This is a genomic window from Marinobacter sp. LQ44 (assembly GCF_001447155.2).
GTDB lineage: Bacteria > Pseudomonadota > Gammaproteobacteria > Pseudomonadales > Oleiphilaceae > Marinobacter.
In genome coordinates this window covers 3,026,203-3,048,889 of sequence record NZ_CP014754.1, presented here as the reverse complement: position 1 = coordinate 3,048,889, position 22,687 = coordinate 3,026,203, and the positions used below count along the sequence as shown (strand labels likewise).

General features: G+C 58.4%; 23 protein-coding genes. 14 read left to right on the top strand and 9 right to left on the bottom strand.

Annotation, left to right across the window (positions count from 1 at the left end):
* Positions 1-120 precede the first annotated feature (120 nt).
* The gene (locus ASQ50_RS13935) at positions 121-474 is read left to right on the top strand and encodes a hypothetical protein (protein WP_058091372.1); all 354 of its coding nucleotides are present in this window, start codon (positions 121-123) and stop codon (positions 472-474) included.
* A gap of 39 nt (positions 475-513) precedes the next feature.
* Here the strand turns inward: ASQ50_RS13935 and ASQ50_RS13930 are convergent, their stop codons facing one another.
* From ASQ50_RS13930 to ASQ50_RS13920, 3 genes are all read right to left on the bottom strand, one after another.
* Positions 514-1,887 (bottom strand): OmpP1/FadL family transporter, encoded by a 1,374-nt coding sequence (locus tag ASQ50_RS13930; RefSeq protein WP_082888495.1) that lies wholly within the window; start codon positions 1,885-1,887, stop codon positions 514-516.
* A 157-nt stretch (positions 1,888-2,044) separates the two neighbouring features.
* The gene (locus ASQ50_RS13925; protein WP_058091365.1) at positions 2,045-3,166 is read right to left on the bottom strand and encodes a PilT/PilU family type 4a pilus ATPase; all 1,122 of its coding nucleotides are present in this window, start codon (positions 3,164-3,166) and stop codon (positions 2,045-2,047) included.
* Positions 3,167-3,381: 215 nt separating this feature from the next.
* Positions 3,382-4,416 carry a type IV pilus twitching motility protein PilT gene (locus ASQ50_RS13920; protein WP_058091364.1) on the bottom strand — a complete coding sequence of 345 codons (1,035 nt, stop codon included), beginning with the start codon at positions 4,414-4,416 and terminating at the stop codon, positions 3,382-3,384.
* Between the two features lie 52 nt (positions 4,417-4,468).
* Here ASQ50_RS13920 and ASQ50_RS13915 point away from each other — a divergent pair, with 52 nt between their 5' ends.
* From ASQ50_RS13915 to ASQ50_RS13870, 10 genes are all read left to right on the top strand, one after another.
* The gene (locus ASQ50_RS13915; protein ID WP_058091363.1) at positions 4,469-5,182 is read left to right on the top strand and encodes a YggS family pyridoxal phosphate-dependent enzyme; all 714 of its coding nucleotides are present in this window, start codon (positions 4,469-4,471) and stop codon (positions 5,180-5,182) included.
* A gap of 63 nt (positions 5,183-5,245) precedes the next feature.
* Positions 5,246-6,079: a pyrroline-5-carboxylate reductase gene (proC, locus tag ASQ50_RS13910; protein WP_058091362.1), complete on the top strand. Its 834-nt coding sequence runs from the start codon at positions 5,246-5,248 to the stop codon at positions 6,077-6,079.
* A 22-nt stretch (positions 6,080-6,101) separates the two neighbouring features.
* Positions 6,102-6,686, top strand: coding sequence for a YggT family protein (locus ASQ50_RS13905; RefSeq protein ID WP_058091361.1), 585 nt, complete (start codon positions 6,102-6,104; stop codon positions 6,684-6,686).
* Positions 6,687-6,892: 206 nt separating this feature from the next.
* On the top strand, positions 6,893-8,857 hold the full coding sequence (locus tag ASQ50_RS13900) for a dynamin family protein (protein WP_058091360.1): 1,965 nt from the start codon (positions 6,893-6,895) through the stop codon (positions 8,855-8,857).
* A gap of 171 nt (positions 8,858-9,028) precedes the next feature.
* The gene (gene metX / locus ASQ50_RS13895; protein WP_058091359.1) at positions 9,029-10,177 is read left to right on the top strand and encodes a homoserine O-succinyltransferase MetX; all 1,149 of its coding nucleotides are present in this window, start codon (positions 9,029-9,031) and stop codon (positions 10,175-10,177) included.
* Positions 10,174-10,776 (top strand): methionine biosynthesis protein MetW, encoded by a 603-nt coding sequence (metW, locus tag ASQ50_RS13890; RefSeq protein ID WP_058091358.1) that lies wholly within the window; start codon positions 10,174-10,176, stop codon positions 10,774-10,776. Before metX ends, metW begins: the two co-directional genes overlap by 4 nt.
* Positions 10,773-11,222, top strand: a complete 450-nt coding sequence (locus ASQ50_RS13885) for a DUF4426 domain-containing protein (protein WP_058091357.1) — start codon at positions 10,773-10,775, stop codon at positions 11,220-11,222. Before metW ends, ASQ50_RS13885 begins: the two co-directional genes overlap by 4 nt.
* Before the next feature lie 4 nt (positions 11,223-11,226).
* Complete coding sequence (gene rdgB, locus ASQ50_RS13880; protein WP_058091356.1) at positions 11,227-11,826, top strand: RdgB/HAM1 family non-canonical purine NTP pyrophosphatase; 600 nt, start codon at positions 11,227-11,229, stop codon at positions 11,824-11,826.
* A 4-nt stretch (positions 11,827-11,830) separates the two neighbouring features.
* Positions 11,831-12,976 carry a radical SAM family heme chaperone HemW gene (gene hemW / locus ASQ50_RS13875; RefSeq protein ID WP_058091355.1) on the top strand — a complete coding sequence of 382 codons (1,146 nt, stop codon included), beginning with the start codon at positions 11,831-11,833 and terminating at the stop codon, positions 12,974-12,976.
* Between the two features lie 53 nt (positions 12,977-13,029).
* The gene (locus ASQ50_RS13870) at positions 13,030-13,524 is read left to right on the top strand and encodes a hypothetical protein (RefSeq protein WP_227513175.1); all 495 of its coding nucleotides are present in this window, start codon (positions 13,030-13,032) and stop codon (positions 13,522-13,524) included.
* Positions 13,525-13,536: 12 nt separating this feature from the next.
* On the opposite strand, the gene trmB is transcribed toward ASQ50_RS13870, so the two are convergent.
* The 3 genes from trmB to ASQ50_RS13855 form a co-directional block, all read right to left on the bottom strand.
* The gene (gene trmB, locus ASQ50_RS13865) at positions 13,537-14,262 is read right to left on the bottom strand and encodes a tRNA (guanosine(46)-N7)-methyltransferase TrmB (protein ID WP_058091353.1); all 726 of its coding nucleotides are present in this window, start codon (positions 14,260-14,262) and stop codon (positions 13,537-13,539) included.
* Between the two features lie 72 nt (positions 14,263-14,334).
* Entirely contained in the window at positions 14,335-15,861 is a 1,527-nt protein-coding gene (locus ASQ50_RS13860; protein ID WP_058091352.1) for a YifB family Mg chelatase-like AAA ATPase, read from the bottom strand.
* A 70-nt stretch (positions 15,862-15,931) separates the two neighbouring features.
* A complete protein-coding gene (locus tag ASQ50_RS13855) occupies positions 15,932-16,186 on the bottom strand; it encodes an accessory factor UbiK family protein (RefSeq protein ID WP_058091351.1) in 255 nt (84 codons plus the stop codon).
* 384 nt (positions 16,187-16,570) lie between these two features.
* On the opposite strand from ASQ50_RS13855, the gene glnK reads away from it, so the two are divergent.
* Entirely contained in the window at positions 16,571-16,909 is a 339-nt protein-coding gene (gene glnK / locus ASQ50_RS13850; protein ID WP_058091350.1) for a P-II family nitrogen regulator, read from the top strand.
* Positions 16,910-16,980: 71 nt separating this feature from the next.
* On the top strand, positions 16,981-18,228 hold the full coding sequence (locus ASQ50_RS13845) for an ammonium transporter (protein WP_058091349.1): 1,248 nt from the start codon (positions 16,981-16,983) through the stop codon (positions 18,226-18,228).
* Between the two features lie 73 nt (positions 18,229-18,301).
* Here the strand turns inward: ASQ50_RS13845 and ASQ50_RS13840 are convergent, their stop codons facing one another.
* Both ASQ50_RS13840 and speE read right to left on the bottom strand, forming a co-directional pair.
* Positions 18,302-18,499, bottom strand: coding sequence for a DUF6316 family protein (locus ASQ50_RS13840; RefSeq protein ID WP_058091348.1), 198 nt, complete (start codon positions 18,497-18,499; stop codon positions 18,302-18,304).
* A gap of 91 nt (positions 18,500-18,590) precedes the next feature.
* Positions 18,591-19,472, bottom strand: coding sequence for a polyamine aminopropyltransferase (speE, locus tag ASQ50_RS13835; protein ID WP_058091347.1), 882 nt, complete (start codon positions 19,470-19,472; stop codon positions 18,591-18,593).
* Positions 19,473-19,701: 229 nt separating this feature from the next.
* Here speE and speA point away from each other — a divergent pair, with 229 nt between their 5' ends.
* Positions 19,702-21,612 (top strand): biosynthetic arginine decarboxylase, encoded by a 1,911-nt coding sequence (gene speA, locus ASQ50_RS13830; RefSeq protein ID WP_058091346.1) that lies wholly within the window; start codon positions 19,702-19,704, stop codon positions 21,610-21,612.
* Between the two features lie 3 nt (positions 21,613-21,615).
* Here speA and ASQ50_RS13825 read toward each other — a convergent pair whose 3' ends face one another.
* Complete coding sequence (locus ASQ50_RS13825) at positions 21,616-22,662, bottom strand: AraC family transcriptional regulator (protein WP_058091345.1); 1,047 nt, start codon at positions 22,660-22,662, stop codon at positions 21,616-21,618.
* Positions 22,663-22,687 lie beyond the last annotated feature (25 nt).

Genomic DNA, 22,687 nt, shown 5'->3' with positions numbered 1-22,687 from the left:
CAATTGCCCGGCCTTCCCGCTACGTTTAAGCGCCTCCCGATCACGGCACGAAATCTGCAACGATCCGAGAGTCTGGGCTCTCTGATGCCCTATGCCGTGACAGCAATGCGAGGCCTTTCCATGAATTCCGTAGCGAATGAACGCAACTGGTTATTCGACCCTTCCCACCTGAAACTGGTGCAACAGTGCCGCCGGCTGATTCAGTCTGAATTCGGGGTAAAACTGCACCTCAACGAAGACCACTTGGCGGAGCACCTGGCCGAATACGCGGGCAAAACCCGATCGAAACATCTGGTGCATACATGGGAAGCTCTTAAACAGAGGGTGCCGGAGCTGGGGCAGATAGACGCTGCGCCAGCAGCCGCCAAAACTTATCGCGGGCAGGAGATTGCTGGTTCAGAGGAGGCGATAGGCGGGGAAGAAGCCCGACCACGGAAGAAACAGGTTATCTACCGTGGTCAGGTCGTTGGCTGACCCGGACGCGCCGGGCCGGTCACACCGAGGATCAGCGGCTTAGAACGCCTTGCTGAACTCGATGGCGGCGCTCCAGGCGCTCAGGTCGTATTCGGCCTGGTAGTTGGATGCACCAAAGCTCGGATCTTGCTGAGTCGGGTTCTCATGCTGATAGAACACTTCGTCAACGTTGGCGTTGCCATCGAAGATCAGGGTGCCGATTGCTGCATCAACTGTCCAACCACTATTGACGTCTTTCCACTGGGTTCCCAGTGTCAGCCAGTGACGGTCTGTTGAAGGAATACGAGCGGTAACGTACTCACCAACGGGCGATTCGTCATAAGCATAGCCTGCCTTGAAAGCCCAGGCCGGGGTAGCTTGCCATATCCCACCAACATTGAATTGCCAGGTATTACCCCACTTTTCCGTGGTGTGGCTAATCACTGCACCAGGAACGCCCGCGATCTCGCCATCAGGGTCACGGCTGATAATGTCCAGCTCCTCGAAGCGACTCCAGCGAGAGTATGTCGCACCCGCCAACAGGGTTACATCGTCTGTCAGTTTATGGCGCGCCCCCACAGTAATACTCTCGGGAATCGCCAGGGGTACCTCAACCTTTTCATTCAGAGTTGTTGTTACTCCAGGCATACCCGGGACGGGAACACCCGTCACCTCCATATCACCCTTGAGGTTGAGTTCTGTACCGGTCTGCGCCGTCATGCCAAACTGGGTTTTGTCAGACAGTTCGTACAGGAAACCAACGCGAAAGGTCACACCAATATCATCGCCTTCTATGTCAGCGTAGGGTTCTGCGCCGACCGGGAGCGGCTCCGCACTCGGCCCAAGATCCTGATTCCTGGTAAGCCGGCCCTCAGCATAGATGATGTTCAGGCCGGCGCCCATGGACAGGCCCTGACCATTATTAACCGCGACCGAGGGTGTAAACGCAATGGCGGTTAACTCGGTTTTGTCCGCAAAAAACCGCCCCACAAAATCGTCTTCGTAGTCACCGGCCAGCCCATAGGGAGCATGGATACCGAAACCCACGTCTACTGAATCACTCACCTCATGGGCCAGGTAGAAATTTGGCAGCCACGCACCATCGGCAATATCGCCGCCCCGGCCAGCCGGGGTTACAGGATTACCAGATATCCGAGTGGCAGACGCCCCTTCCTTTGCCTCTGCATCAATGTCGAGGTAAGCCGCACCAAACGAAATATTGGTCCCAGACAACTGGCTCATGCCAGCGGGGTTAAAGAATACGATAGTGGCATTCTCGGGGTTGGCCGCCGCGCCGGCATTTGCGGTACCCATAGCACTGGCGCTTTGTTCATTGAGGGCAAAACCACCGGCCATAACGGATACCGGAGCAGCAATCGCTGCCAGGGTTGCCAGTCGAACGGCCTTTACGAGGGCATTGGTGTTCTTGTGCATGCTGTCTCCTTTGTTAGTCGCGCGCGGAGTATACGCAGGCCACCACAATGGCCTCAAATGCCAAAACTACTGGTTGCAGGCACTAACAAAGTACGACTTTGGTATTAAGGCGACCCTGAATGGGCCGCCTGCAAGGAGGGCAAAACGCGGATTCTGATCAGTCGCCCTGGATGGTCAGCTTGTCAACCGAGGATGACAGCTTGTCTGCACCTTGAGCATCGGCACCGAGCTTGATCATCAGGCGCAGGTCGTTCGCGGAATCCGCGTGAGCCAAGGCATCTTCATAGGTAATGGAGCCTTCGGCGTACAGCCGGTACAACGCCTGGTCAAACGTCTGCATGCCGGATTCGTTGGACTTGGCCATCAACTCTTTGAGCTTGTGCACCTCTGCTTTACGAATTAGGTCCGCCACCAGGGGCGTGTTGATCAGTACTTCGATCACTGCCTTGCGGCCTTTGCCATCCGGCGTGGGCACCAGCTGCTGCGCGACGATCGCCCTTAGGTTGAGGGACAAGTCCATCCAGATCTGGTTGTGCTGTTCCGGCGGGAAGAACTGGATGATCCGGTCCAGGGCCTGGTTGGCGTTGTTGGCGTGCAGGGTAGCCAGACAGAGGTGGCCGGTTTCTGCGAACTGTACCGAATACTCCATGGTCTGGCGGGTGCGCACCTCACCAATCAGGATAACGTCCGGCGCCTGACGCAGGGTGTTCTTCAGGGCAACTTCAAAGCTTTCGGTATCGATGCCCACTTCCCGCTGGGTGACGATGCAGCCCTGGTGCTGGTGTACGAATTCGATCGGGTCTTCGATGGAAATAATATGGCCACGGCTGTTGCGATTCCGGTGCCCAAGCATTGCGGCCAGGGAGGTGGACTTACCGGTACCGGTGGCGCCCACGAACATGATCAGGCCACGCTTGGTCATGGCCAGGTCTTTGACAATCTCGGGCAGCGCCAGGTCGTCAATCTGAGGGATTTTCACTTCAATCCGTCGCAATACCATGCCGCACAGGTTTCGCTGGAAAAACGCGGACACCCGGAAGCGGCCAATACCACGGGCGCTGATGGCGAAGTTACATTCGTGGGTTTCTTCGAATTCGGCGCGCTGCTTGTCGTTCATGGCGCCGTAGACAAACTCCCTCGTCTGCTCCGGCGTCAGCGCGTTCTTGGTGACCGGGAGCACTTTCCCGTTCACCTTCATGCTCGGCGGTACACCCGCTGTAATAAACAGGTCCGAACCGCCTTTCTCCACCATCAGCCGCAACAGTTTTTCGAATTCCATTTTTTTACCCAGTCTTCATTGTTTGGTGCCTGGGTGGAGCGGGTGCAGCTTCCCGGGACACGCTGTAAATACGTCCATGTAAGCTTGACTGCAGCATCCATGCTGCAGACAGTCCCGGGAAGCTGCACCCGCCCCACCCGTCAAACTGTATTCGGGGGGTCTGATGAACTCCCCTTCCGCTCCCGGCACCAACGACACGGCCAGGAGCAATCCAATTAAAAGTTATCAGGCATCTTGGCCTTGGCCCGTGCCGCTTCACGGGAAATAAGACCCTTCTGCAGCAGGCGCTCCAGGCATTGATCCAGCGTCTGCATGCCCAGGGAACCGCCGGTCTGGATCGACGAGTACATCTGGGCGATCTTGTCTTCCCGGATCAGGTTACGGATGGCCGAGGTGCCAATCATGATTTCGTGGGCGGCAATCCGGCCGCCGCCCATTTTCTTCATCAGGGTCTGGGAGATAACCGCCTGCAAGGATTCGGACAGCATCGACCGAACCATGGACTTCTCCTCAGCTGGGAACACGTCCACCACACGGTCGATGGTCTTGGCGGCGGAGGTGGTGTGCAGGGTGCCGAACACCAGGTGGCCGGTTTCGGCGGCGGTCAGGGCCAGGCGGATGGTTTCCAGGTCCCGTAGCTCACCTACCAGGATGATGTCCGGGTCTTCCCGCAGGGCGGAGCGCAAAGCCTCGTTGAAGCCCAGGGTGTCCCGGTGCACTTCCCGCTGGTTGACCAGGCACTTTTTCGAATCGTGCACGAATTCGATCGGGTCTTCGATGGTCAGGATATGTTCATAGCGGGTGTCGTTGATATAGTCCATCATCGCCGCCAGAGTGGTGGACTTACCGGAGCCGGTGGGCCCGGTAACCAGCACCAGGCCACGGGGTACGGACGAAATATCCTTGAACACCTGGCCCATGCCCAGATCTTCCATGGTCAGAACCTTCGAAGGGATGGTCCGGAATACAGCGCCGGCGCCACGGTTCTGGTTGAAGGCGTTTACCCGGAAACGGGCCACACCCGGCACCTCGAACGAGAAGTCGGTTTCCAGGAACTCTTCGTAATCCTTACGCTGCTTGTCGTTCATGATGTCGTAGATCAACCCGTGCACTTCTTTGTGCTCCATCGGGGGCAGGTTGATGCGGCGCACGTCGCCGTCGACACGGATCATGGGGGGCAGACCGGCTGACAGGTGCAAATCCGATGCGCCCTGTTTCGCCGAAAAGGCAAGCAGTTCAGTAATATCCATAGGATTCCTCGGAGGGCTTTTTCTTTTAGTCCAGAAGCGGCAAACTCACACTATGAGCAGCATAGCAGACAACATCGGGAGCGTAACCCGACGCATACAAAAAGCAACATTGAAGGCAGGCAGAGCCCCCGGTAGTGTGCGCCTGTTGGCAGTCAGCAAGACACGCGGGCCGGACGAACTCAGGGTCGCAGCCAATGCCGGTCAGGTCGCCTTTGGTGAAAACTACCTTCAGGAGGCGCTCGACAAGATTGAAGCCCTGAAGGACGTCGATCAGATTGAGTGGCACTTTATTGGCCCCATCCAGTCCAACAAAACCCGGCAAATTGCCGAGACGTTCGCCTGGGTACACAGCGTTGATCGGCTAAAGATTGCCCGCCGGCTGAGCGAGCAAAGGCCTACCGGTTTACCGCCATTAAATCTTTGTCTTCAGGTCAACATCAATGACGAGGACAGCAAATCCGGCTGCACACTGGCCGAGCTGCCCGAACTGGTGGATGAGATCGGCGATTTGCCCAATGTGAAATTGCGTGGGCTAATGGCGATTCCCGATCCAGACCAGTCTGAGGCAGATCTGCGAATGAGCTTTCGCAAGCTGGCCAATACCCTGCGGGAGCTTAAACAGGGGTTTCCTGAGGCCGGTCCGATGGACACACTGTCGATGGGCATGTCGGATGATCTCGAGATCGCCATCGCAGAGGGAGCAACTTGGGTTCGCGTGGGCACGGCTCTTTTCGGTGCGCGGCCACCCAAACACAGCCAGAGCTGAAACTGCTGGTTCCTGTTATCATCGCATTCAATGAATTAACTGACCAACGCCCTGGAGTGACCCTTGAGCACATCACCCACGATTTCTTTCATCGGTGCCGGCAACATGGCCAGCGCCATCATCGGCGGCATGCTGGAGAACGGCTACCAGGCCGGTAATATCTGGGTAAGCGCCCCTGACGATGGCCACCTGCAAGCCATCCGGAAGCGGTTTGGTGTCAGCGTGACCACAGACAACCGGTACTGCGCCCAACAGGCGGATATTGTGGTATTGGCCGTCAAACCCCAGGTGATGGCGGATGTCTGCCACGACATCGCCCCGGTGGTACAGAACACCCGCCCGCTGATGGTTTCCATCGCCGCAGGCCTGACCGCTGAGACTCTGGACACCTGGCTTGGCGGCGGCATGCCGCTGGTTCGCGTGATGCCCAACACACCGTCACTGGTTGGCAAGGGTGCCGCCGGGCTGTTTGCCAACGCACAGGTCAAAGACGCACAGAAGGCATCGGTACAGTCGATGTTCGAAAGCATCGGCTCAGCGCTGTGGGTGGACGACGAAGACCAGCTGCACGGCGTTACCGCGCTGTCCGGAAGCGGCCCGGCGTATTTCTTCTTGATGCTTGAAGCCCTGGAAGGCGCCGCCACCGAAGCCGGTATTGCACCTGAAACCGCCCGGGCACTCGCCATTCAGACCATGGCGGGCGCGGCCGAAATGGCGGCCCGAAGCGACGATGACCCGGCGCAGCTCAAACGCAACGTCATGTCCCCCGGCGGCACCACCGAGCGTGCAGTGAATACCTTTGAGGACGGCGGCCTGCGGCAACTTGTGAAAAAGGCCTATGGCGCGGCGTTTGATCGCTCCCGGGAAATGTCCAAAGAACTGGCAGATAAACAGTAACCGTTAACGGAGACACAGCTACATGCTGGCAGATATTGTGATTACGATCCTGCTGATCGCGTCCACCTTCTACATGACCATCGTACTGCTGCGCTTCCTGCTACAGCTGGCCCGGGCCGACTTCTATAACCCGATTTCCCAGTTTGTGGTGAAGGCCACCAATCCGCCGTTACGCCCGCTGCGCCGTTTCATTCCCGGCTGGGGCGGCATTGATGGGGCAGCGCTGGTACTTGCTGTCATTATCCAGGCCATGACCTTCTTCCTGATCCTGGTGGCCCTGAACGGCGGAATTCCCGGCATCAATCCGATTACCCTGCTCGTCTGGGCCGTTTTGAATGTGCTCAGCCTGATTGTCAAAATCTACTTCTGGTCAGTGATTGCCGTGGTGGTGGTCAGTTGGATTGCCCCGCAAAGCAGCCACCCGGCTATCCAGCTGGTCGCGCAGATTACCGAACCGGTGATGAGACCGGTGCGCAGCGTCATGCCGTCCATGGGCGGGCTGGATCTATCACCAATCATTGTATTCCTGATTCTGAACGTCATCTCTGTGGTCATTGACCATATGAAGATCGCCGCGGGCCTCGGTTCCATCGGCCTTGGAATGTAACCTGCCTCACAGATATACATTCAGTTACAGTTTTCTCTAATTCGAAACACCAAAGGCTTCAGCGTCAACAATATGATTCTGAAGCCTTTTTTGCATCAGAGCCCGGCCTACCGCAGAAAATGCCGACTGGTGCACCCCATCCAACTAATTAAAAAGGCTACTATTAACGTCATTTAATCTCGGAAGTCGCGCAGAAGGAACATCCAATGAACCCGCAGGGAACTCTGTCGCAGCAGGTTGAGGCATACCACAACTGGAAGAAAGAGCTAATACGGCAGATTGGCCGGTACCGGCTCTGGCTGCAAGATAACAATCTGTTCTCGGAAGACGTCAGCACCCGAATTCGCCATGGCCTTGAACTGCTCATTGAAGATGAGCTGACCATCGCCTTTGTGGGCGAGTACTCCCGCGGCAAAACCGAGCTGATCAATGCCCTGTTTTTCTCGGAGTACGGTCAGCGCATGCTGCCGTCCCAGGCAGGCCGCACCACCATGTGCCCCACGGAGCTGTTCTTTGATCGCAGCGCCAACCAGAACTACCTGCTGCTTCTGCCCATCGAGACCCGAACCGGCGAACTTTCCCTGCAGCAACTGCGCAAGCAGCCTGAGCGCTGGGTAAAACACGAGCTGGACGAGCGCAACCCTGAAGTCATGCGCGAAGTGCTGGCCGAAGTTGCCCGCATCAAAAGCGTGAGCCCGGAGGAGGCGCGCCAGCTGGGCTTTGACGAAGCCATGCTCGAACACGATCGCAACAACCCTGGCAACGTACTGGTGCCCGCCTGGCGCAACGCACAGATCAGCATTCGCCACCCGCTGTTCGAGCGTGGTCTGCGCATCCTCGACACGCCGGGGCTGAACGCGCTGGGCTCAGAGCCAGAGCTGACCATCAGTATGCTGCCCCGCGCTCACGCGGTCATTTTTGTGTTGAGTGCAGACACCGGCGTAACCGCCAGCGATATGACGATCTGGAAAGATCATATCGATACCGAACACGCCGACCACCGGGCCGGCCGGTTTGCCGTGCTGAACAAGATTGATGTGCTGTGGGACGACCTGCAGGGCGAGCAACACACCACCGATGCGATTGAGCGGGTACGCACCTATACTGCGGAACATCTGAGCATACGCCAGCAAGACGTGATTCCGCTGTCGGCAAAACAGGGACTGCTGGCCCGGGTACGCAAAGACAACGAGCTGTTCGGGCGTTCCAACATCGGCCAGCTCGAGCAACTGATCATTCAGCGCATCCTGATGCACAAGGAGCAGTTGATTACCCAGAACCTGATCAACGATCTTCTGGGCATGCTTCAAAACAGTCAGGCGGCCATGCAATACCGGCTTGAATCACTGGAAGAAGAACGCCAGGCCTGTGCCGGCGCCACCATGGACAAGGCCGCCCTCAGCCGGCTGGCAGAGCGCGCCCAGAAAGACTATGACTTCTACTACAAAAAGCTGATTACCCTGCGTTCCTCCCGCCGGCTCATGGACTCCCAGGGGGAGATGCTGAAGAACCTGGTGGCCGAGGATCGTTTTGAAAATCATGCTGCCAAAGTTCGTCACACCATGTCCAAGAGCTGGACGACGGCCGGCATGAACCGGGCCATGGACCATTTCTTTGAACTGTTGGAAAGCGACCTGACCAACCTGCTGGCCGAAGGCAGGCTGGCGGAGAAAATGGTCGGAGCCATCTACCGCCGTTATAACGAAGACACCCGTGCCAGGCACCTGGAGCCCATCCCGCTGCGGGCGGGCCGCCATGTCATCGCCATTCGGGAACTGCGCAAGAAGGCCAAGCGTTTCCGCATCAGCCCGAAAAACCTGCTGACCGAACAGTCCCTGCTGGTGCGCCGCTTCTTCAATGTCATGGTGGGTGAAGCTCGCACCCTTCACGGCCGGGTGCGTAAGGATGTCGAACGCTGGCCCCAGGAAGCGTTGCTGCCAATCATGCAGTATTCCATGGAGCAGAAACAGCTGCTAGAGCACCAGATCCGCCGCCTGCGCGATATGGTCCGAAGCGACCGGGACAGCCGCGCCGAGCGCCAGCGCCTGGATAATGCCATTGCCGACCTGCGTAAACAGCTGGAACTGGCCGATGCCATGATGCGGCAAATTCGCAAACCGGCACCCACCATGATTCAGCAAAAAGTGGTCAACATTTCAGGCGCCATCTGACTGGCCGGGGCCCGCTCGAACATCACGCGGGCCCCGAAACCGGCACCACAGCCACGCGCCGGTTGCAGCAACCCCCACCCGCCTTTAAACTGCGTTGCTGTCGCGTTTTTCTGAACACTCCAAGGCCAATGGCCAGACACTTGTGGACCGGACCAGGAACTCATCACCGCCATGCCTGATTCCCTGCCCTCGGACTCCGTGGGCCTTGTAAGCCCCCAAACCATTCGCTTTGACACGCCGATCGAACTGGCGTGCGGCCAGTTTCTGGACAGTTACGATCTGGTGGTGGAGACCTACGGCACCCTGAATCCGAGCGCCAGCAACGCGGTATTGATTTGCCATGCCCTCAGTGGCCATCACCATGCCGCAGGCTATCACAGCATGGAAGACAAAAAGCCAGGCTGGTGGGACAGCTGCATCGGCCCTGGCAAGCCCATCGATACCAATCGTTTTTTTGTGGTCAGCCTGAACAACCTGGGCGGCTGCCACGGCAGCACCGGCCCCAATTCCACCAACCCGGCAACCGGCAAACCCTTTGGCCCGGACTTCCCGGTGATTACCGTTGCCGACTGGGTGAAAAGCCAGGCCTGTCTGGCTGACCACCTGGGCATTGAACAGTGGGCCGCGGTGGTTGGCGGCTCGCTGGGCGGTATGCAGGCGTTGCAGTGGAGCCTGGATTACCCGGAACGGTTGCGTCACTCGGTGGTGATTGCCTCCACGCCCCGGCTCAGTGCCCAGAATATCGCCTTCAATGAAGTGGCCCGCCAGGCCATTACCTCCGACCGGGAGTTCTATGACGGCCGATACTATGATTTCGGCGCGGTGCCTCGTCGGGGCCTGATGCTGGCCCGTATGGTCGGTCACATCACGTATCTGTCTGACGCCTCCATGGGTGAGAAATTCGGCCGGGAGCTCCGGGAAGAGGCCTACAAGTTCGGGTTCGACGCCGAGTTTCAGGTAGAAAGCTATCTGCGCTATCAGGGCGAACGTTTCTCCGAAAGCTTTGATGCCAACACCTACCTGTTGATGACCCGGGCCCTGGACTACTTCGACCCGGCCTATGCCGCCGGCGGGGATCTGGCCAAGGCTCTGGCACCGGCAAGCTGCGAGTACCTGGTGTTGTCATTCAGCACCGACTGGCGCTTTTCGCCGGAACGCTCCGAAGAGATGGTGAACGCCATGATCTCTGCCCGTAAGAAGGTCAGCTATGCCGAAATCGATGCCCCCTGGGGTCATGATGCGTTCCTGATTCCAACCCCCAGATACACCGACGTTTTCACCGCGTATATGGACAGGGTTGCACGGGAGGTCGGCGCATGAGACCGGATCTGGAAATCATCCAGCAATGGGTTCAGCCGGGCCACCATGTGCTGGACCTTGGTTGTGGTAATGGCACCCTGCTGGACTTTCTTCAGCGCGAACGAGGCGCCACGGGTTTCGGCCTGGAGATCAACCCGGACCACATCACCACCTGTATGGCGAAAGGGGTGAGCGTAATCGAGCAGAACCTGGACACCCAGGGCCTGGACAATTTTGACGACGGCATGTTCGACGTGGTTCTGATGACCCAGGCACTGCAAGCCGTGCGGCGACCAGACAAAGTGATCGAAGAGATGCTGCGGGTCGGCCGCGAGGGCATCGTCACCTTCCCCAACTTCGCCCATTGGCGCCTGCGCTGGGGACTGGCTTTGAGTGGCCGTATGCCCGAATCCGACGCACTACCGTATAAATGGTATAACACCCCCAACATACGGCTGTGCACGTTCAAGGATTTTGAAGCCTTGTGCCGTCAGAAAGGCATTCGCATCAAGAGCCGCAGGGTGGTAGACGGCCAGCACCAGAACAGCTGGCTGGCCAGGCTCTGGCCGAACCTGTTGGGGGAGATTGCCATCTATCGAATCACGCGGGAGACCCCATGATGAAGACTCGTTCCATCACTCACCTACTGACCCTCACCCTTGGCCTGCTGATGTCTTTTCAGGTGCAGGCAGGCCAGGAGGACTTCGGTGACTATCAGGTACATTGGAGTGTTTTTCCAAGCACCTTCATTGACCCCGAAGTTGCCAGGGCCAACAACCTGCAACGCAGCCGTGGCATCGGCATTATCAACATTTCCATTATGACCGAAGGTGAACATGGCCAGATCCGTCCGGTTGGCGGGCAGGTACAGGGCCAGGTGACCAACGACATCCAGCAGGTTAATTTTCTGGCCTTCCGTCGCATTCAGGAGGGCGATGCGGTGTATTTTATCGCCCAATACCAGCACCGGCCTGGCGACCTGATGACCTTCAGCATTACCGCAAGACCCACCGGCCACGACCGGGACCTGCCCGTCAGGTTCTCTCACACTCTGTTCAACGACTGACGCCATGAGCCAGAGATTCGTAATCGCCAGCAACAACAAGGGCAAGATTGCCGAACTGACAGAGCTGCTCAGCCCCCTGGGATTGCAACCCATTGCCCAGGGAGAACTGGGTGTGAGCGAAGCCGAAGAACCCGCCGTCACTTTTGTCGAGAACGCCATTCTCAAAGCCCGCCATGCCGCCCGGGAAACTGGCATGCCGGCCCTGGCTGACGACAGCGGTCTGGCCGTCGATGCCCTTAACGGCGAACCCGGCGTGCGCTCGGCGCGGTACGCCGGCGACGGTGCTTCCGATGCTGACAACGTGGCGGCTCTTCTGGACGCCTTGAGGGACATCCCCGCGGCACAACGCAGAGCCCAGTTCCATTGTGTTCTGGTGTACCTGCGCCACGCCGACGACCCAACACCGATTATTTGTCATGGCCGCTGGCCCGGGCAGATCCTGGCTGAGCCCCGCGGCGATGGTGGTTTCGGGTATGACCCGGTGTTTCTGGCTCCGGAATTCAACTGCAGTGCCGCCGAACTGACCCGGGAGCAGAAAGGCAGGATCAGCCATCGGGGCCGGGCCCTGGCCAGCCTGCTGGAACAACTTCAGGCGGAGCTGTGACCCCATGACCGCCACCCCGGTTGCGGTCTGCCCGCCACTGAGCCTGTACATCCACGTGCCCTGGTGCGTGCGCAAATGCCCCTACTGTGACTTCAATTCACATGCCATCAAGGGGGAAATTCCGGAAACAGCCTATCTGAACGCCATTCTGGAGGATCTGGATCAGGACCTGCTCTATATCCAGGGGCGACCTATCGAAACCGTCTTTATCGGCGGCGGTACTCCTTCCCTGATGAGCGGAGCCTTCTATCAACAGCTGTTCGACGAGCTCCGCCAGCGTCTGGCCTTTTCAATCGACGCGGAAATCACCCTCGAAGCCAATCCCGGCACGCTGGAAGCGGGCCGCTTCGAGAATTTCCGCGCAGCCGGCATCAACCGACTGTCCATCGGGGTACAGAGTTTTCACCCGGAACACCTGCAGGCCCTTGGCCGCATCCACGATCAGGCCATGGCTCACCGGGCCATCGAATCCGCCCGGGCTGCCGGGTTCGACAATTTCAACATCGATCTGATGCACGGTCTGCCGGGGCAAACTCCGGAACAGGCGGTCAGCGACCTGCACGCCGCACTGGCCCACCGGCCAACCCACCTGTCCTGGTATCAACTCACCATTGAGCCGAACACCGAATTCTTCTCGCGACCACCGGCGCTGCCGGACGACGATCGGCTCTGGGACATATATCAACAGGGGGCGACCCACCTTCGGTCAGCAGGCTTCGATGATTACGAGATCTCGGCCTGGAGCTTACCTGGTCGGGAAAGCAGGCATAACCTGAATTACTGGAGCTTTGGCGACTATCTGGCGCTGGGTGCCGGCGCCCACGGCAAAGTCAGCCTGGCTGACGGCCGGATTCTGCGGTACTGGAAAACCCGGCAACCAGACGCCTACCTGCAAAGGATCGGCTCGCGCACCTCCGGTAGCGAAGAGCTGGCACCAGGGGACCGGCCGCTGGAGTTCATGATGAATGCGTTACGCCTGAAACGGGGCACACCGGAACAACTGTATCTTGAGCGTACAGGTTTACCCTTGTCGTCAGTTGCGGTACAACTTGAGCAATTGCGCAAACAACATCTGCTGACCCCTGATCGCCTGCAGGCGACCGAGCAAGGACAGCGTTACCTGAACAGCCTGCTGGAGCACTTCCTCTAATGAATTCAGCTCAGCACACGGTGCCGTCCGGGCCTCGCCGGATGAGACCGCCCATGAAGGTATCCATCGTGGTAGCGGTGGCGCTGTTTCTGGTTCTGATGGCCATCAACCAACCCCTGAAGACCGGCTCGGCCCCTCAGGGCATTGTCAGCTTCCAGCTTGCAGGCACGGCGGACCAGGCCTATGCCATTATCCGCAGCTGGCGTGCGAACGGCTTGATCTGGGCTAAAACCTCATTGTGGGTCGACTTTCTGTTTATCGTGGCTTACCTGGCCGCCCTGTTGCAGTTGACCAGACACTTCACCCGAGACCGGCCCGGCATCCGGGAGCGCAAGGTCGCACGCTGGGTGCGAGCATTGTTTGTCACGGCCGGGTTGAGTGACGTGGCAGAGAATATCGTACTGCTGAACAACCTGAGCCCGCCCACAGACTCCATGAGCATGACCGCCACTGTTCTGGCGCTGGTCAAATTCACCGGGCTACTGCTCGGAGTGGCCGGACTCGTCATCATCCGGGCTGCCCGCCGGCATCCGCTAAGCCACTCCTGACATCGACCCGCCTTAATTGGTGCGATAGAACAACAAATCCCAGACTCCGTGGCCAAGATTCTCACCACGCTTTTCAAATTTGGTGATCGGACGGTCATCCGGGCGCGGTGAGTAGCCGCCCTGCTCCTGAGTGTTGGCGAAGCCTTCCGAGTCGTTCATCACTTCCAGCATGTGCTCGGCGTAGTTCTCCCAGTCCGTCGCCAAGTGCAGAATACCGCCAACGCGGAGTTTGTGACGAATCCTCTGAACAAAGTCGTGCTGGATCAGACGGCGTTTGTGATGCTTTTTCTTATGCCAGGGGTCCGGGAAGAACACCATCACACGGTCCAGGCTGGCGTCGGGCAGGCACAGGTCGATGACGTCATTGGCGTCGATATTGTAAACGCGCACGTTCTCAAGCCCGCGATCCTCCACCTCTTTGAGCAAGGCACCAACACCGGGCAAATGCACCTCCACACCAATAAAATCCTGCTCGGGGGCCGCTTCTGCCATATCGGCCAGGGATTTCCCCATGCCAAACCCGATTTCCAGGTTCAGCATATTGTCCCGGCCAAACACTTCCCTCGGGTCGATCATGCCGTTGTCACGGGTCAGGCCATACTTTGGCCAGCTGCGCTCATAGGCTTTTTTCTGACCCTCGGTCATCCGGCCCTGGCGCAGAACAAAACTGCGAACACCTCGGCGAGTGGTAATCGGGTTGTCGCCGGAGGCATCTTGAGTCTCATGCTGGTCAGTCATCTGTGGTCCTCAACCGTCAATGCGGATCTGATTTAGGGAACGTTATCCACCAGTTTACCAGAGTAGGCCGCCTCAAGCGGAGACAACCGAGCCTTGCCCCTGCTGACGGTCCAGTTGCCGGTAGCCGAGCGCTTCCATCAGATAATTCCGGGTTACCGCTGGCTGGTCATCCAGGTCCGCCAGGGTGCGGGCCACCCGGAGTATCCGATGCAATGCCCGGGCAGACAAACCCAGCTTCTCCATGGCTCCGGACAGCAGTTTCTCGCTCTCCGCGTCCAGATGACTGGCCTCATGCAACGCCTTGCCGGCGAGGGCCGCATTGAGAGCGCCCCGTTCTGACTGCCTGGCCCGGGCCCGTAGCACCCGCTCACGGACGCTGGCGCTGGACTCTCCGGTTTCACCGGCCCCCAGCAACACACCCCCGGCCTGCACCGGCACTTCGACGTGCAGATCAAACCGGTCCAGCAATGGCCCAGAGATTCTGGAGCGATAGCGCATGACCTGTTGCGGGGTACACTGGCACTCCATGGTCGGGTGACCACGGTAGCCGCACGGGCACGGGTTCATGGCAGCAACCACCTGAAATCTGGCAGGAAAGGTCACCTGCCGGGCGGCCCGACTGATGGAAATCTCGCCGGTTTCCATCGGTTCCCGCAACACCTCCAACACCCGGCGCTGGAACTCTGGCAACTCGTCAAGAAACAGTACGCCTCGATGAGCCAGGGAGATTTCTCCGGGTCTTGGGCTACTGCCACCCCCTACCAGCGCCACCGCCGACGCGGTATGGTGCGGGGCGCGGAACGGAGCCTGCCGCCAACCACCGGGTTTAAGGGGAAGGCCGGCGACCGAATGTACGCTGGCCACTTCCATGGCAGCGGCATCGTCCAGGGCGGGCAGTATGCCGGGCAGTCGGCTGGCCAGCATGCTTTTGCCGGTACCCGGCGGGCCGAACAGTAAAAGATTGTGCCCGCCGGCAGCCGCCACTTCCAGGGCCCGTCGCGGAACCTGCTGGCCACGAACGTCCGCCAGATCCAGTTCGTCGCCCCTGGGTCCGGTTTCAGGCTGGGCTCGAGCTATCGGGGATATCCGGGCGCGACCAGACAAATGCTCGCAGATGGTGAGGACATGGCTGGCGGCAAACACGTCTTCATTACTGGCCAGCGCCGCTTCGTCCGCATTGTCCTGAGGAAGCAACAGCGCACGGCCCGCGTCTCTGGCCGCCAGCACCGCTGGCAACACCCCTTTCAGCGGCCGCAATGCGCCATCCAGGGACAACTCGCCAATGAACTCGAGGTCTTTGAGACTCTCGGCGGGAATCTGCCCAGAGGCAGCAAGAATGCCGAGGGCGATGGGCAAGTCAAAGCGACCACCCTCTTTGGGCAAGTCCGCGGGAGCGAGATTGATGGTGATGCGGCGGGCGGGGAATTCGAATCCGGCGTTGATCAGGGCACTGCGCACCCGATCTTTGCTCTCACGCACACCGGTTTCCGGCAAACCGACAATAGACAGGGCCGGCAAGCCGCCAGAAAGATGCACCTCAACGGTAACCGCTGGTGCAGACACGCCGATACTGGCACGGGAATGGACAATAGCAAGCATGGCAACCTTCCTTGGTAATCAGTTTCTTACAAAGCCCGGCCGCTGCATCCTGCAGTCCGGGCCAGATTGGTCACTGTGACGACAGTTTCTGCTCGAGCTCGGCCACCCGCTTCTCTAGCGCTTCCACCTTTTCACGGGTTCTCATCAATACCGCCTGCTGGGCATCGAATTCTTCACGGGTGACCAGTTCCAGCTTCGACATCACCGTCATCACCGTCGCTCTGGCCTGCGCCTCAAAATCGTCTTTCGCAGCACGAGCCATATCCGGAACGAACTGGCCAAACTGGCCCTGTAACTGAGCAAAAAAATCCTGTGGCCCTTTCATACAATACCTCTGGGAGTCTCTGTTCCACGACACGCTAAAGCCTGCGGCTGCGTCGCTTTCCACTTTGAGAGGAGTGTATCACACCGCTGCCCCTGCCATACTGTGCCCGGTGGGCATTATAATGATGGCGGATGGCCAACCCGGTCATGCTCTTTTTTGAGCCAAGGCCGGGCTCATCGCACCAAATTAGTGCGCGTTATTGCGCCATTCTGGAACAGGATATAACCAACAATATGATTTAAAACAACTTTTTTGCGTTGGCACACCCGATGCTAAAGCCCTCGTACGCAATCCGCACAATTGATGTGCGAGGTGGCAGCATCCCGAACTCAACAACCGGCCGCTGGCCCTCACTGTTGGGACGGCTTTACCAAGGAGAAAGCAATGAAACTTGTGACAGCGATCATCAAGCCTTTCAAATTGGATGATGTCCGTGAGGCACTATCCGAGATTGGCGTACAAGGCGTAACCGTCACTGAAGTCAAAGGCTTCGGTCGGCAAAAAGGCCACACAGAACTCTACCGTGGCGCGGAATACGTGGTGGACTTCCTGCCCAAGGTCAAAGTGGAAATCGCCATTGGCGACAACCTGCTCGACCAGGTCATCGAAGCCATCACCAAGGCGGCCAATACCGGCAAGATCGGCGATGGCAAGATCTTCGTGACCGAACTGGCGCAAGCCATCCGGATTCGAACCGGCGAGACTGGCGAAGAAGCGGTCTGACACCAGACTGACTCAGACATAAGCCAACGCAAAAAATTTATAACCTAAGAGCCTTGTGCGGAGGGCCTCCTATGGAAAGCACTGTTTTTGAAATACAGTACGCATTAGACACGTTTTACTTCCTCGTTTGTGGCGCATTGGTCATGTGGATGGCAGCAGGCTTTGCCATGCTTGAATCCGGCCTGGTGCGTTCAAAGAACACCACTGAAATTCTGACCAAGAACGTCGCCCTGTACGCCGTTGCCTGCACCATGTACATGGTCTGCGGCTACGCGATCATGTACGGTGGCGGCACCTTCCTGAGCGGCATTACTGGCATGGGCGTTGAAGAGGGCTTCGAGTACGAAGCGGCTTCAACCTACGCGCCATCCGCTGACTTCTTCTTCCAGGTGGTCTTCGTTGCCACTGCCATGTCCATCGTCTCCGGTGCCGTGGCCGAGCGCATGAAGCTCTGGGCATTCCTGATCTTCGCGGTTGTGATGACTGGCTTCATCTACCCGATGGAAGGCGCCTGGACCTGGGGCGGCGACGATGTATTTGGCATGTACAACCTGGGCGATCTTGGCTTCAGTGACTTTGCCGGCTCTGGCATCGTACACATGGCCGGTGCAGCTGCGGCTCTGGCAGGCGTCCTGCTGCTGGGTGCCCGTAAAGGCAAATACGGCCCGAACGGCGAGATCCGCGCCATTCCTGGCGCCAACCTGCCCCTGGCAACCCTGGGCACCTTCATCCTGTGGATGGGCTGGTTCGGCTTCAACGGTGGCTCGGTTCTGGCGACCGCTTCTGCCGAATCCGCCAACGACGTAGCCATCGTGTTCATGAACACCAACGCCGCAGCGGCTGGTGGCGGTCTCGCCGCCCTGATTCTCGCCCGACTGATGTTTGGCAAAGCTGACCTGACCATGCTCCTGAACGGTGCACTGGCTGGCCTGGTCACCATCACTGCCGGCCCGGACACACCCACTCCGCTGCTGGCGACCATCTTTGGCGCCTTCGGTGGCCTGCTGGTGGTCGTGAGCATCGTAACCCTGGACAAGCTGCGCATTGATGACCCGGTTGGTGCCATCTCGGTTCACGGCGTCTGCGGTCTGCTCGGCCTGCTGCTGGTCCCGATTACCAACGGCGACTCCAGCTTCAGTGGCCAGATCATCGGCGCCCTGACCATCTTTGTATGGGTCTTCGTTGCCAGCCTGATCGTCTGGGGCATCCTTAAGGCGGTCATGGGTATCCGGGTATCCGAAGAAGACGAGTACGAAGGTGTGGACTACTCTGAGTGCGGTATGGAAGCCTATCCGGAGTTTGTCAGCGGCAAGCAGTAAGCCGGCCTGACTTGAAGTAACAGAAAGGGCGCCAAAAGGCGCCCTTTCTGTTTCTGTCGGTAATGATCTGGAACTAACAGACTCCCTGGAACAATTGGTCATCTGCGTGCCGCAGGTACAACATCAATTCCATTTCCGCTTCCTGAACGCTGTCAAACGGCCCCTGGATCGAGCCCTCGCGAGTCTGGAAATACCACTGCCCATTAACCAGCGAGAACCGCTCACTACGAAACCAGTGACGCTCCTGTTGTTCACCTTTGCGAGTTTCCATAACAACTCCTTTCACTCCGAACACAGCACGATGATCAATGAATGATCACACTTTTTCATCATAGCTCAGAGTGTGGGGCTGTCTAATTTTGTCAGGCCTCTTCAGGGCGAACCGAGTCTTCCAGCGCGTCCATCATGAACTGCGGCATCGCCAGGGCTCCGTGGTGAATGCCGGCGTTATAGTAGCGGGTCACGAACGGGCGGTTGTTGGCGTCTTCCTCGCGGAAGTACTTCAGCGGGTTATCTTTGCTGCCCATGGTGCAGCTCCACCAACCGGTTGGGTAGACAGGCTGCGGGAACGGCAGAGTCTGCACATGGCCGAAGCCGGCCTTTTGCATATCGCTGTGGATATCCTTGATGATGCTGTCAGTATGCAGAAGCGGCGATTCACTCTGCTGCACGATAATGCCGCCCTCGCGCAATGCAGCCATGGCATCCCGGTAGAAATCCAGGGCAAACAGACCTTCAGCAGGGCCCACCGGGTCCGTACTGTCGATAATCAGCAGGTCGATGCTGTTGGGCTCAATATCCCGCATCCACCGAATGCCATCGCCAAAAAAGAAATTTGCCCGGGGGTCGTTGTTGGCCTCACACAGCTCTGGAAAGTACTTTTCCGACATGCGGGTAACCCGCTCGTCAATTTCCACCTGCCAGGCTTCCTCGACGCCCGGGTGCTTGAGCACTTCTTTCAGGGTACCGCAGTCTCCGCCGCCTACAATCACTACTTTCTTCGGGTTCTTGTGGGTGAACAACGCCGGATGGGTCATCATCTCGTGGTACAGAAAGTTGTCACGGGTGGTCAGCATCACGCAACCATCCAGCACCATCAGGTTGCCAAAGGTTTCCGTTTCATAGATTTCCAGCTTCTGAAACGGGGTTTGCTCTTCATGCAGCTTGCGCTTGACCTGAAGTGAAAATGCTGTGCCCTGATCCTGGAACACCTCGGTAAACCACCTTTCGTTCAATACCGTCATCTGTACCTCCCATTCATTGCGCCACCACGGGGTCGGTGCCTGTCCAAAGGGGCGTATTGTAGGGGCCCCCAAGCCATAGCCAAAGTACTATTCCCCCTCGTCGCCACCTATTTTCCACATTTCAGGCCACTCATGGCCCGCCAATGCTTTCGATCCGGGCAGTCAGGTCCTACAATGCAGCCTGTCAACGGCCTGCGGGCCATTCCGGTTTCCTGACAGGATAGCAACAATGCCTGAAACCACAGCCTTACCTGCCCACAAGGTTTATAACATCGCGCACTGGAGTGACGGTTACATCGCCGTTACACCCCAAGGCGAAGTCGAGATCTGCCCGGACCGGGGGCGGACTGCAGCCCGTATCAACCTGCCCGACCTGACCCGGTCCCTGGTACGTTCCGGCGTTGCCTTGCCGGTACTGATCCGCTTTACCGACATACTGCATGACCGGGTGAACAAGCTGTGCGGCGCCTTCAACAAGGTAACCGCCGAACAGGGCTACCAGGGGCGCTACACTGCGGTTTACCCGATCAAGGTCAATCAGCAGCGGCGAGTCGTGGAAGAACTGTTGGCGGCAGAGCCCGCTGCCTCGGCCGGACAAGTCGGGCTCGAAGCCGGCAGCAAGCCGGAGTTGATGGCGGTATTGGCGCTTGCCCCGAAAGCGGGGTCGGTGATTGTCTGCAATGGCTATAAAGACCGGGAGTATATCCGTCTGGCCCTGATCGGCCAGAAGCTGGGCCACCGGGTGTTTATCGTGGTGGAGAAGCAATCGGAACTGCCGCTGATCCTGGAGGAGGCTGAGCACCTTGATGTTTCACCCCTGATTGGAGTGCGGGCAAGATTGGCCACCATTGGCAAAGGCAACTGGCAGAATACCGGAGGCGAGAAATCCAAGTTCGGGTTGTCCGCCAGCCAGGTTCTGGATGTCGTCAACACCCTCAAACAGGCTGGAGCGCTGGGCACGCTGCAGTTACTGCACTTCCACCTGGGCTCCCAGATCGCCAACATCCGGGATATCCAGACCGGTCTGAAAGAATGCGCCCGCTTCTATACCGAACTGCGCCGGCTGGGCGCACCGGTTGGCACCGTGGATATCGGCGGTGGGCTGGGCGTGGACTATGAGGGTACCCGCTCCCGCAGCAGTTGCTCAATGAACTACAGCGTCTTCGAATACGCCTATAACGTGGTGCATGTACTGCAAGCCGAATGCGATCGCCAAGGCATTCCCCATCCGGACCTGATCAGCGAATCTGGCCGAGCCCTGACCGCCCACCACTCGGTGCTGGTCACCAACGTGATTGACCGGGAAACGCCGGACCATCGGGAAGTCACCGAGCCAGCAGCAGACGCACCAGCACCACTGAATGACCTCTGGCGTGATCTGATCAGCCTGCAGGATGACCAGTCGCCCCGTTCGCTGGCAGAAATTTACCACGATGTGCTGCATGCGATGACCGACGTCCATGCACAGTTCGCCCATGGTCTGTTATCACTCAGTGAGCGGGCCCAGGCGGAAACTCTCTACACCACCTGCTGCCGGCTCCTTCGGAGTCAACTGGACAGCGGCAGCCGGGCGCACCGGGAGATCATCGACGAACTTAACGAAAAGCTCGCGGAAAAGCTGTTCGTTAATTTTTCCCTGTTCCAGTCCCTGCCGGATGTCTGGGGCATCGACCAGATCTTTCCGGTAATGCCCATCAATGGCCTGAACCGCCCGCTTAACCGGCGCGCAGTGATTCAGGACATCACCTGTGACTCTGATGGCCGAATTGATCAGTACGTAGATGGCCAGGGCGTCGAGACCACCCTGGCGCTGCCGGAAGAACAGGAAGACGAGCCACTGCTGATGGGGTTCTTCATGACCGGCGCCTATCAGGAAATTCTGGGTGACATGCACAATCTGTTCGGAGATACCCACTCTGTGGATGTGCGCCTGAACGACCGGGGCGAATACAACATCGGAACACCGATTACCGGTGACACGGTCGCCAAGGTGCTGCGCTATGTCAACTTTGAGCCGGACAACCTGCTCCGGGCCTATCAGGACAAGTTTGACCTCAGCGACCTGGACAAGCCGACGCAGTCAAGGTTGCTGGGCGAGCTGAAAGCGGGACTCGAAGGTTACACCTACCTGGAGGAATAGCCTTCAAGCGCCCTCGGCCTGGTGCAACCTGCGCCAGGCCGAGGGCGAAATACCCTCCCATTTACGAAAGGCCCGGGCAAAATTGGAGGGGTCGCTGTAACCCAGGTGTTCTGCAACATCGTCGATACTCAGGAGTGAGTGTCGCCGTAACAGATCCAGGGCTCTTTTATGGCGCACGGTTTCCTGGAGAAGCTGGAAGCGCGCGCCCTCTGCCGCCAACTGCCTCCGCAGTGTGCGAGCCGACACATGCAATTGCCCGGCAACATCCTCCAGACTAAGCAGGCGGCCATCACGAACCGATTCCAGCATCCGGACCACGCGCTCGGTCACCGATGTAGACGCCTCCATCTGCCGCATTTCTTCCTCACACTGCGCTTCCGCCACACGACGAGCCACAGGATTGGATAAGGACAATGGCAGGGTCAGGAACTGCTTTTGGAAGCGAAGCTGGTTAACACCGGTGGAGAAACTCACCGCGTTACCAAACAGCGGCCGGTAAGGCGCAACATTGGCTGGTCGCTCGTAGTCGACCAGGCACCGCCCACCCTCCAGCAACCGCTGACCAAACAGCAGATTGTTCACTTCCATCAGAGACGCCAGGACCACCTCGATGTTGAAACGGTGCAGATCCCGGGTGTCGTGTTTGATATCGAGCTGAATGACCGCTTCATCGCCCTCAATAGAGAATGACAGGGCCATGTAGGCAAAACGAATCCGAAAATATTTGATCAACACCTGCAGCGCCTGCTCGAGGGTGTCGCAACTGATGGCTGCCTGAGACAGCGCACCATGGGCGGTAAATTTCAGGCGGCGGCCAAACTCAAGCCCCAGGCCATCATCCTTACAACGGTTGAAGGCCTGTCGACACAGCTCGGTGAACTGATCGAGGGTAATGAAATTATCTGGATGGCCCAACTGGTGCTGGCGGATACCGGCAGCACTGACCAGTTCTTGCGGGGCAACGCCTCTTTCCTCTGCCAGCTGGCAAAGAATCTCTGCGTAATGGGCCCGGATAACAGGCAGGGTGCCGCCGGAAAGCAGTGCATTCATGGTTTGAACTTTGAGTCGTTATTAT

Excerpts from the sequence above, each read along its gene's own strand:
- ASQ50_RS13935 (WP_058091372.1), top strand. The coding sequence starts at position 121 with ATGAATTCCGTAGCGAATGAACGCAACTGGTTATTCGACCCTTCCCAC.
- ASQ50_RS13930 (WP_082888495.1), bottom strand. The coding sequence starts at position 1,887 with ATGCACAAGAACACCAATGCCCTCGTAAAGGCCGTTCGACTGGCAACC.
- ASQ50_RS13925 (WP_058091365.1), bottom strand. The coding sequence starts at position 3,166 with ATGGAATTCGAAAAACTGTTGCGGCTGATGGTGGAGAAAGGCGGTTCG.
- ASQ50_RS13920 (WP_058091364.1), bottom strand. The coding sequence starts at position 4,416 with ATGGATATTACTGAACTGCTTGCCTTTTCGGCGAAACAGGGCGCATCG.
- ASQ50_RS13915 (WP_058091363.1), top strand. The coding sequence starts at position 4,469 with ATGAGCAGCATAGCAGACAACATCGGGAGCGTAACCCGACGCATACAA.
- ASQ50_RS13905 (WP_058091361.1), top strand. The coding sequence starts at position 6,102 with ATGCTGGCAGATATTGTGATTACGATCCTGCTGATCGCGTCCACCTTC.
- ASQ50_RS13900 (WP_058091360.1), top strand. The coding sequence starts at position 6,893 with ATGAACCCGCAGGGAACTCTGTCGCAGCAGGTTGAGGCATACCACAAC.
- metX (WP_058091359.1), top strand. The coding sequence starts at position 9,029 with ATGCCTGATTCCCTGCCCTCGGACTCCGTGGGCCTTGTAAGCCCCCAA.
- metW (WP_058091358.1), top strand. The coding sequence starts at position 10,174 with ATGAGACCGGATCTGGAAATCATCCAGCAATGGGTTCAGCCGGGCCAC.
- ASQ50_RS13885 (WP_058091357.1), top strand. The coding sequence starts at position 10,773 with ATGATGAAGACTCGTTCCATCACTCACCTACTGACCCTCACCCTTGGC.
- rdgB (WP_058091356.1), top strand. The coding sequence starts at position 11,227 with ATGAGCCAGAGATTCGTAATCGCCAGCAACAACAAGGGCAAGATTGCC.
- hemW (WP_058091355.1), top strand. The coding sequence starts at position 11,831 with ATGACCGCCACCCCGGTTGCGGTCTGCCCGCCACTGAGCCTGTACATC.
- ASQ50_RS13870 (WP_227513175.1), top strand. The coding sequence starts at position 13,030 with ATGAAGGTATCCATCGTGGTAGCGGTGGCGCTGTTTCTGGTTCTGATG.
- trmB (WP_058091353.1), bottom strand. The coding sequence starts at position 14,262 with ATGACTGACCAGCATGAGACTCAAGATGCCTCCGGCGACAACCCGATT.
- ASQ50_RS13860 (WP_058091352.1), bottom strand. The coding sequence starts at position 15,861 with ATGCTTGCTATTGTCCATTCCCGTGCCAGTATCGGCGTGTCTGCACCA.
- ASQ50_RS13855 (WP_058091351.1), bottom strand. The coding sequence starts at position 16,186 with ATGAAAGGGCCACAGGATTTTTTTGCTCAGTTACAGGGCCAGTTTGGC.
- glnK (WP_058091350.1), top strand. The coding sequence starts at position 16,571 with ATGAAACTTGTGACAGCGATCATCAAGCCTTTCAAATTGGATGATGTC.
- ASQ50_RS13845 (WP_058091349.1), top strand. The coding sequence starts at position 16,981 with ATGGAAAGCACTGTTTTTGAAATACAGTACGCATTAGACACGTTTTAC.
- ASQ50_RS13840 (WP_058091348.1), bottom strand. The coding sequence starts at position 18,499 with ATGGAAACTCGCAAAGGTGAACAACAGGAGCGTCACTGGTTTCGTAGT.
- speE (WP_058091347.1), bottom strand. The coding sequence starts at position 19,472 with ATGACGGTATTGAACGAAAGGTGGTTTACCGAGGTGTTCCAGGATCAG.
- speA (WP_058091346.1), top strand. The coding sequence starts at position 19,702 with ATGCCTGAAACCACAGCCTTACCTGCCCACAAGGTTTATAACATCGCG.
- ASQ50_RS13825 (WP_058091345.1), bottom strand. The coding sequence starts at position 22,662 with ATGAATGCACTGCTTTCCGGCGGCACCCTGCCTGTTATCCGGGCCCAT.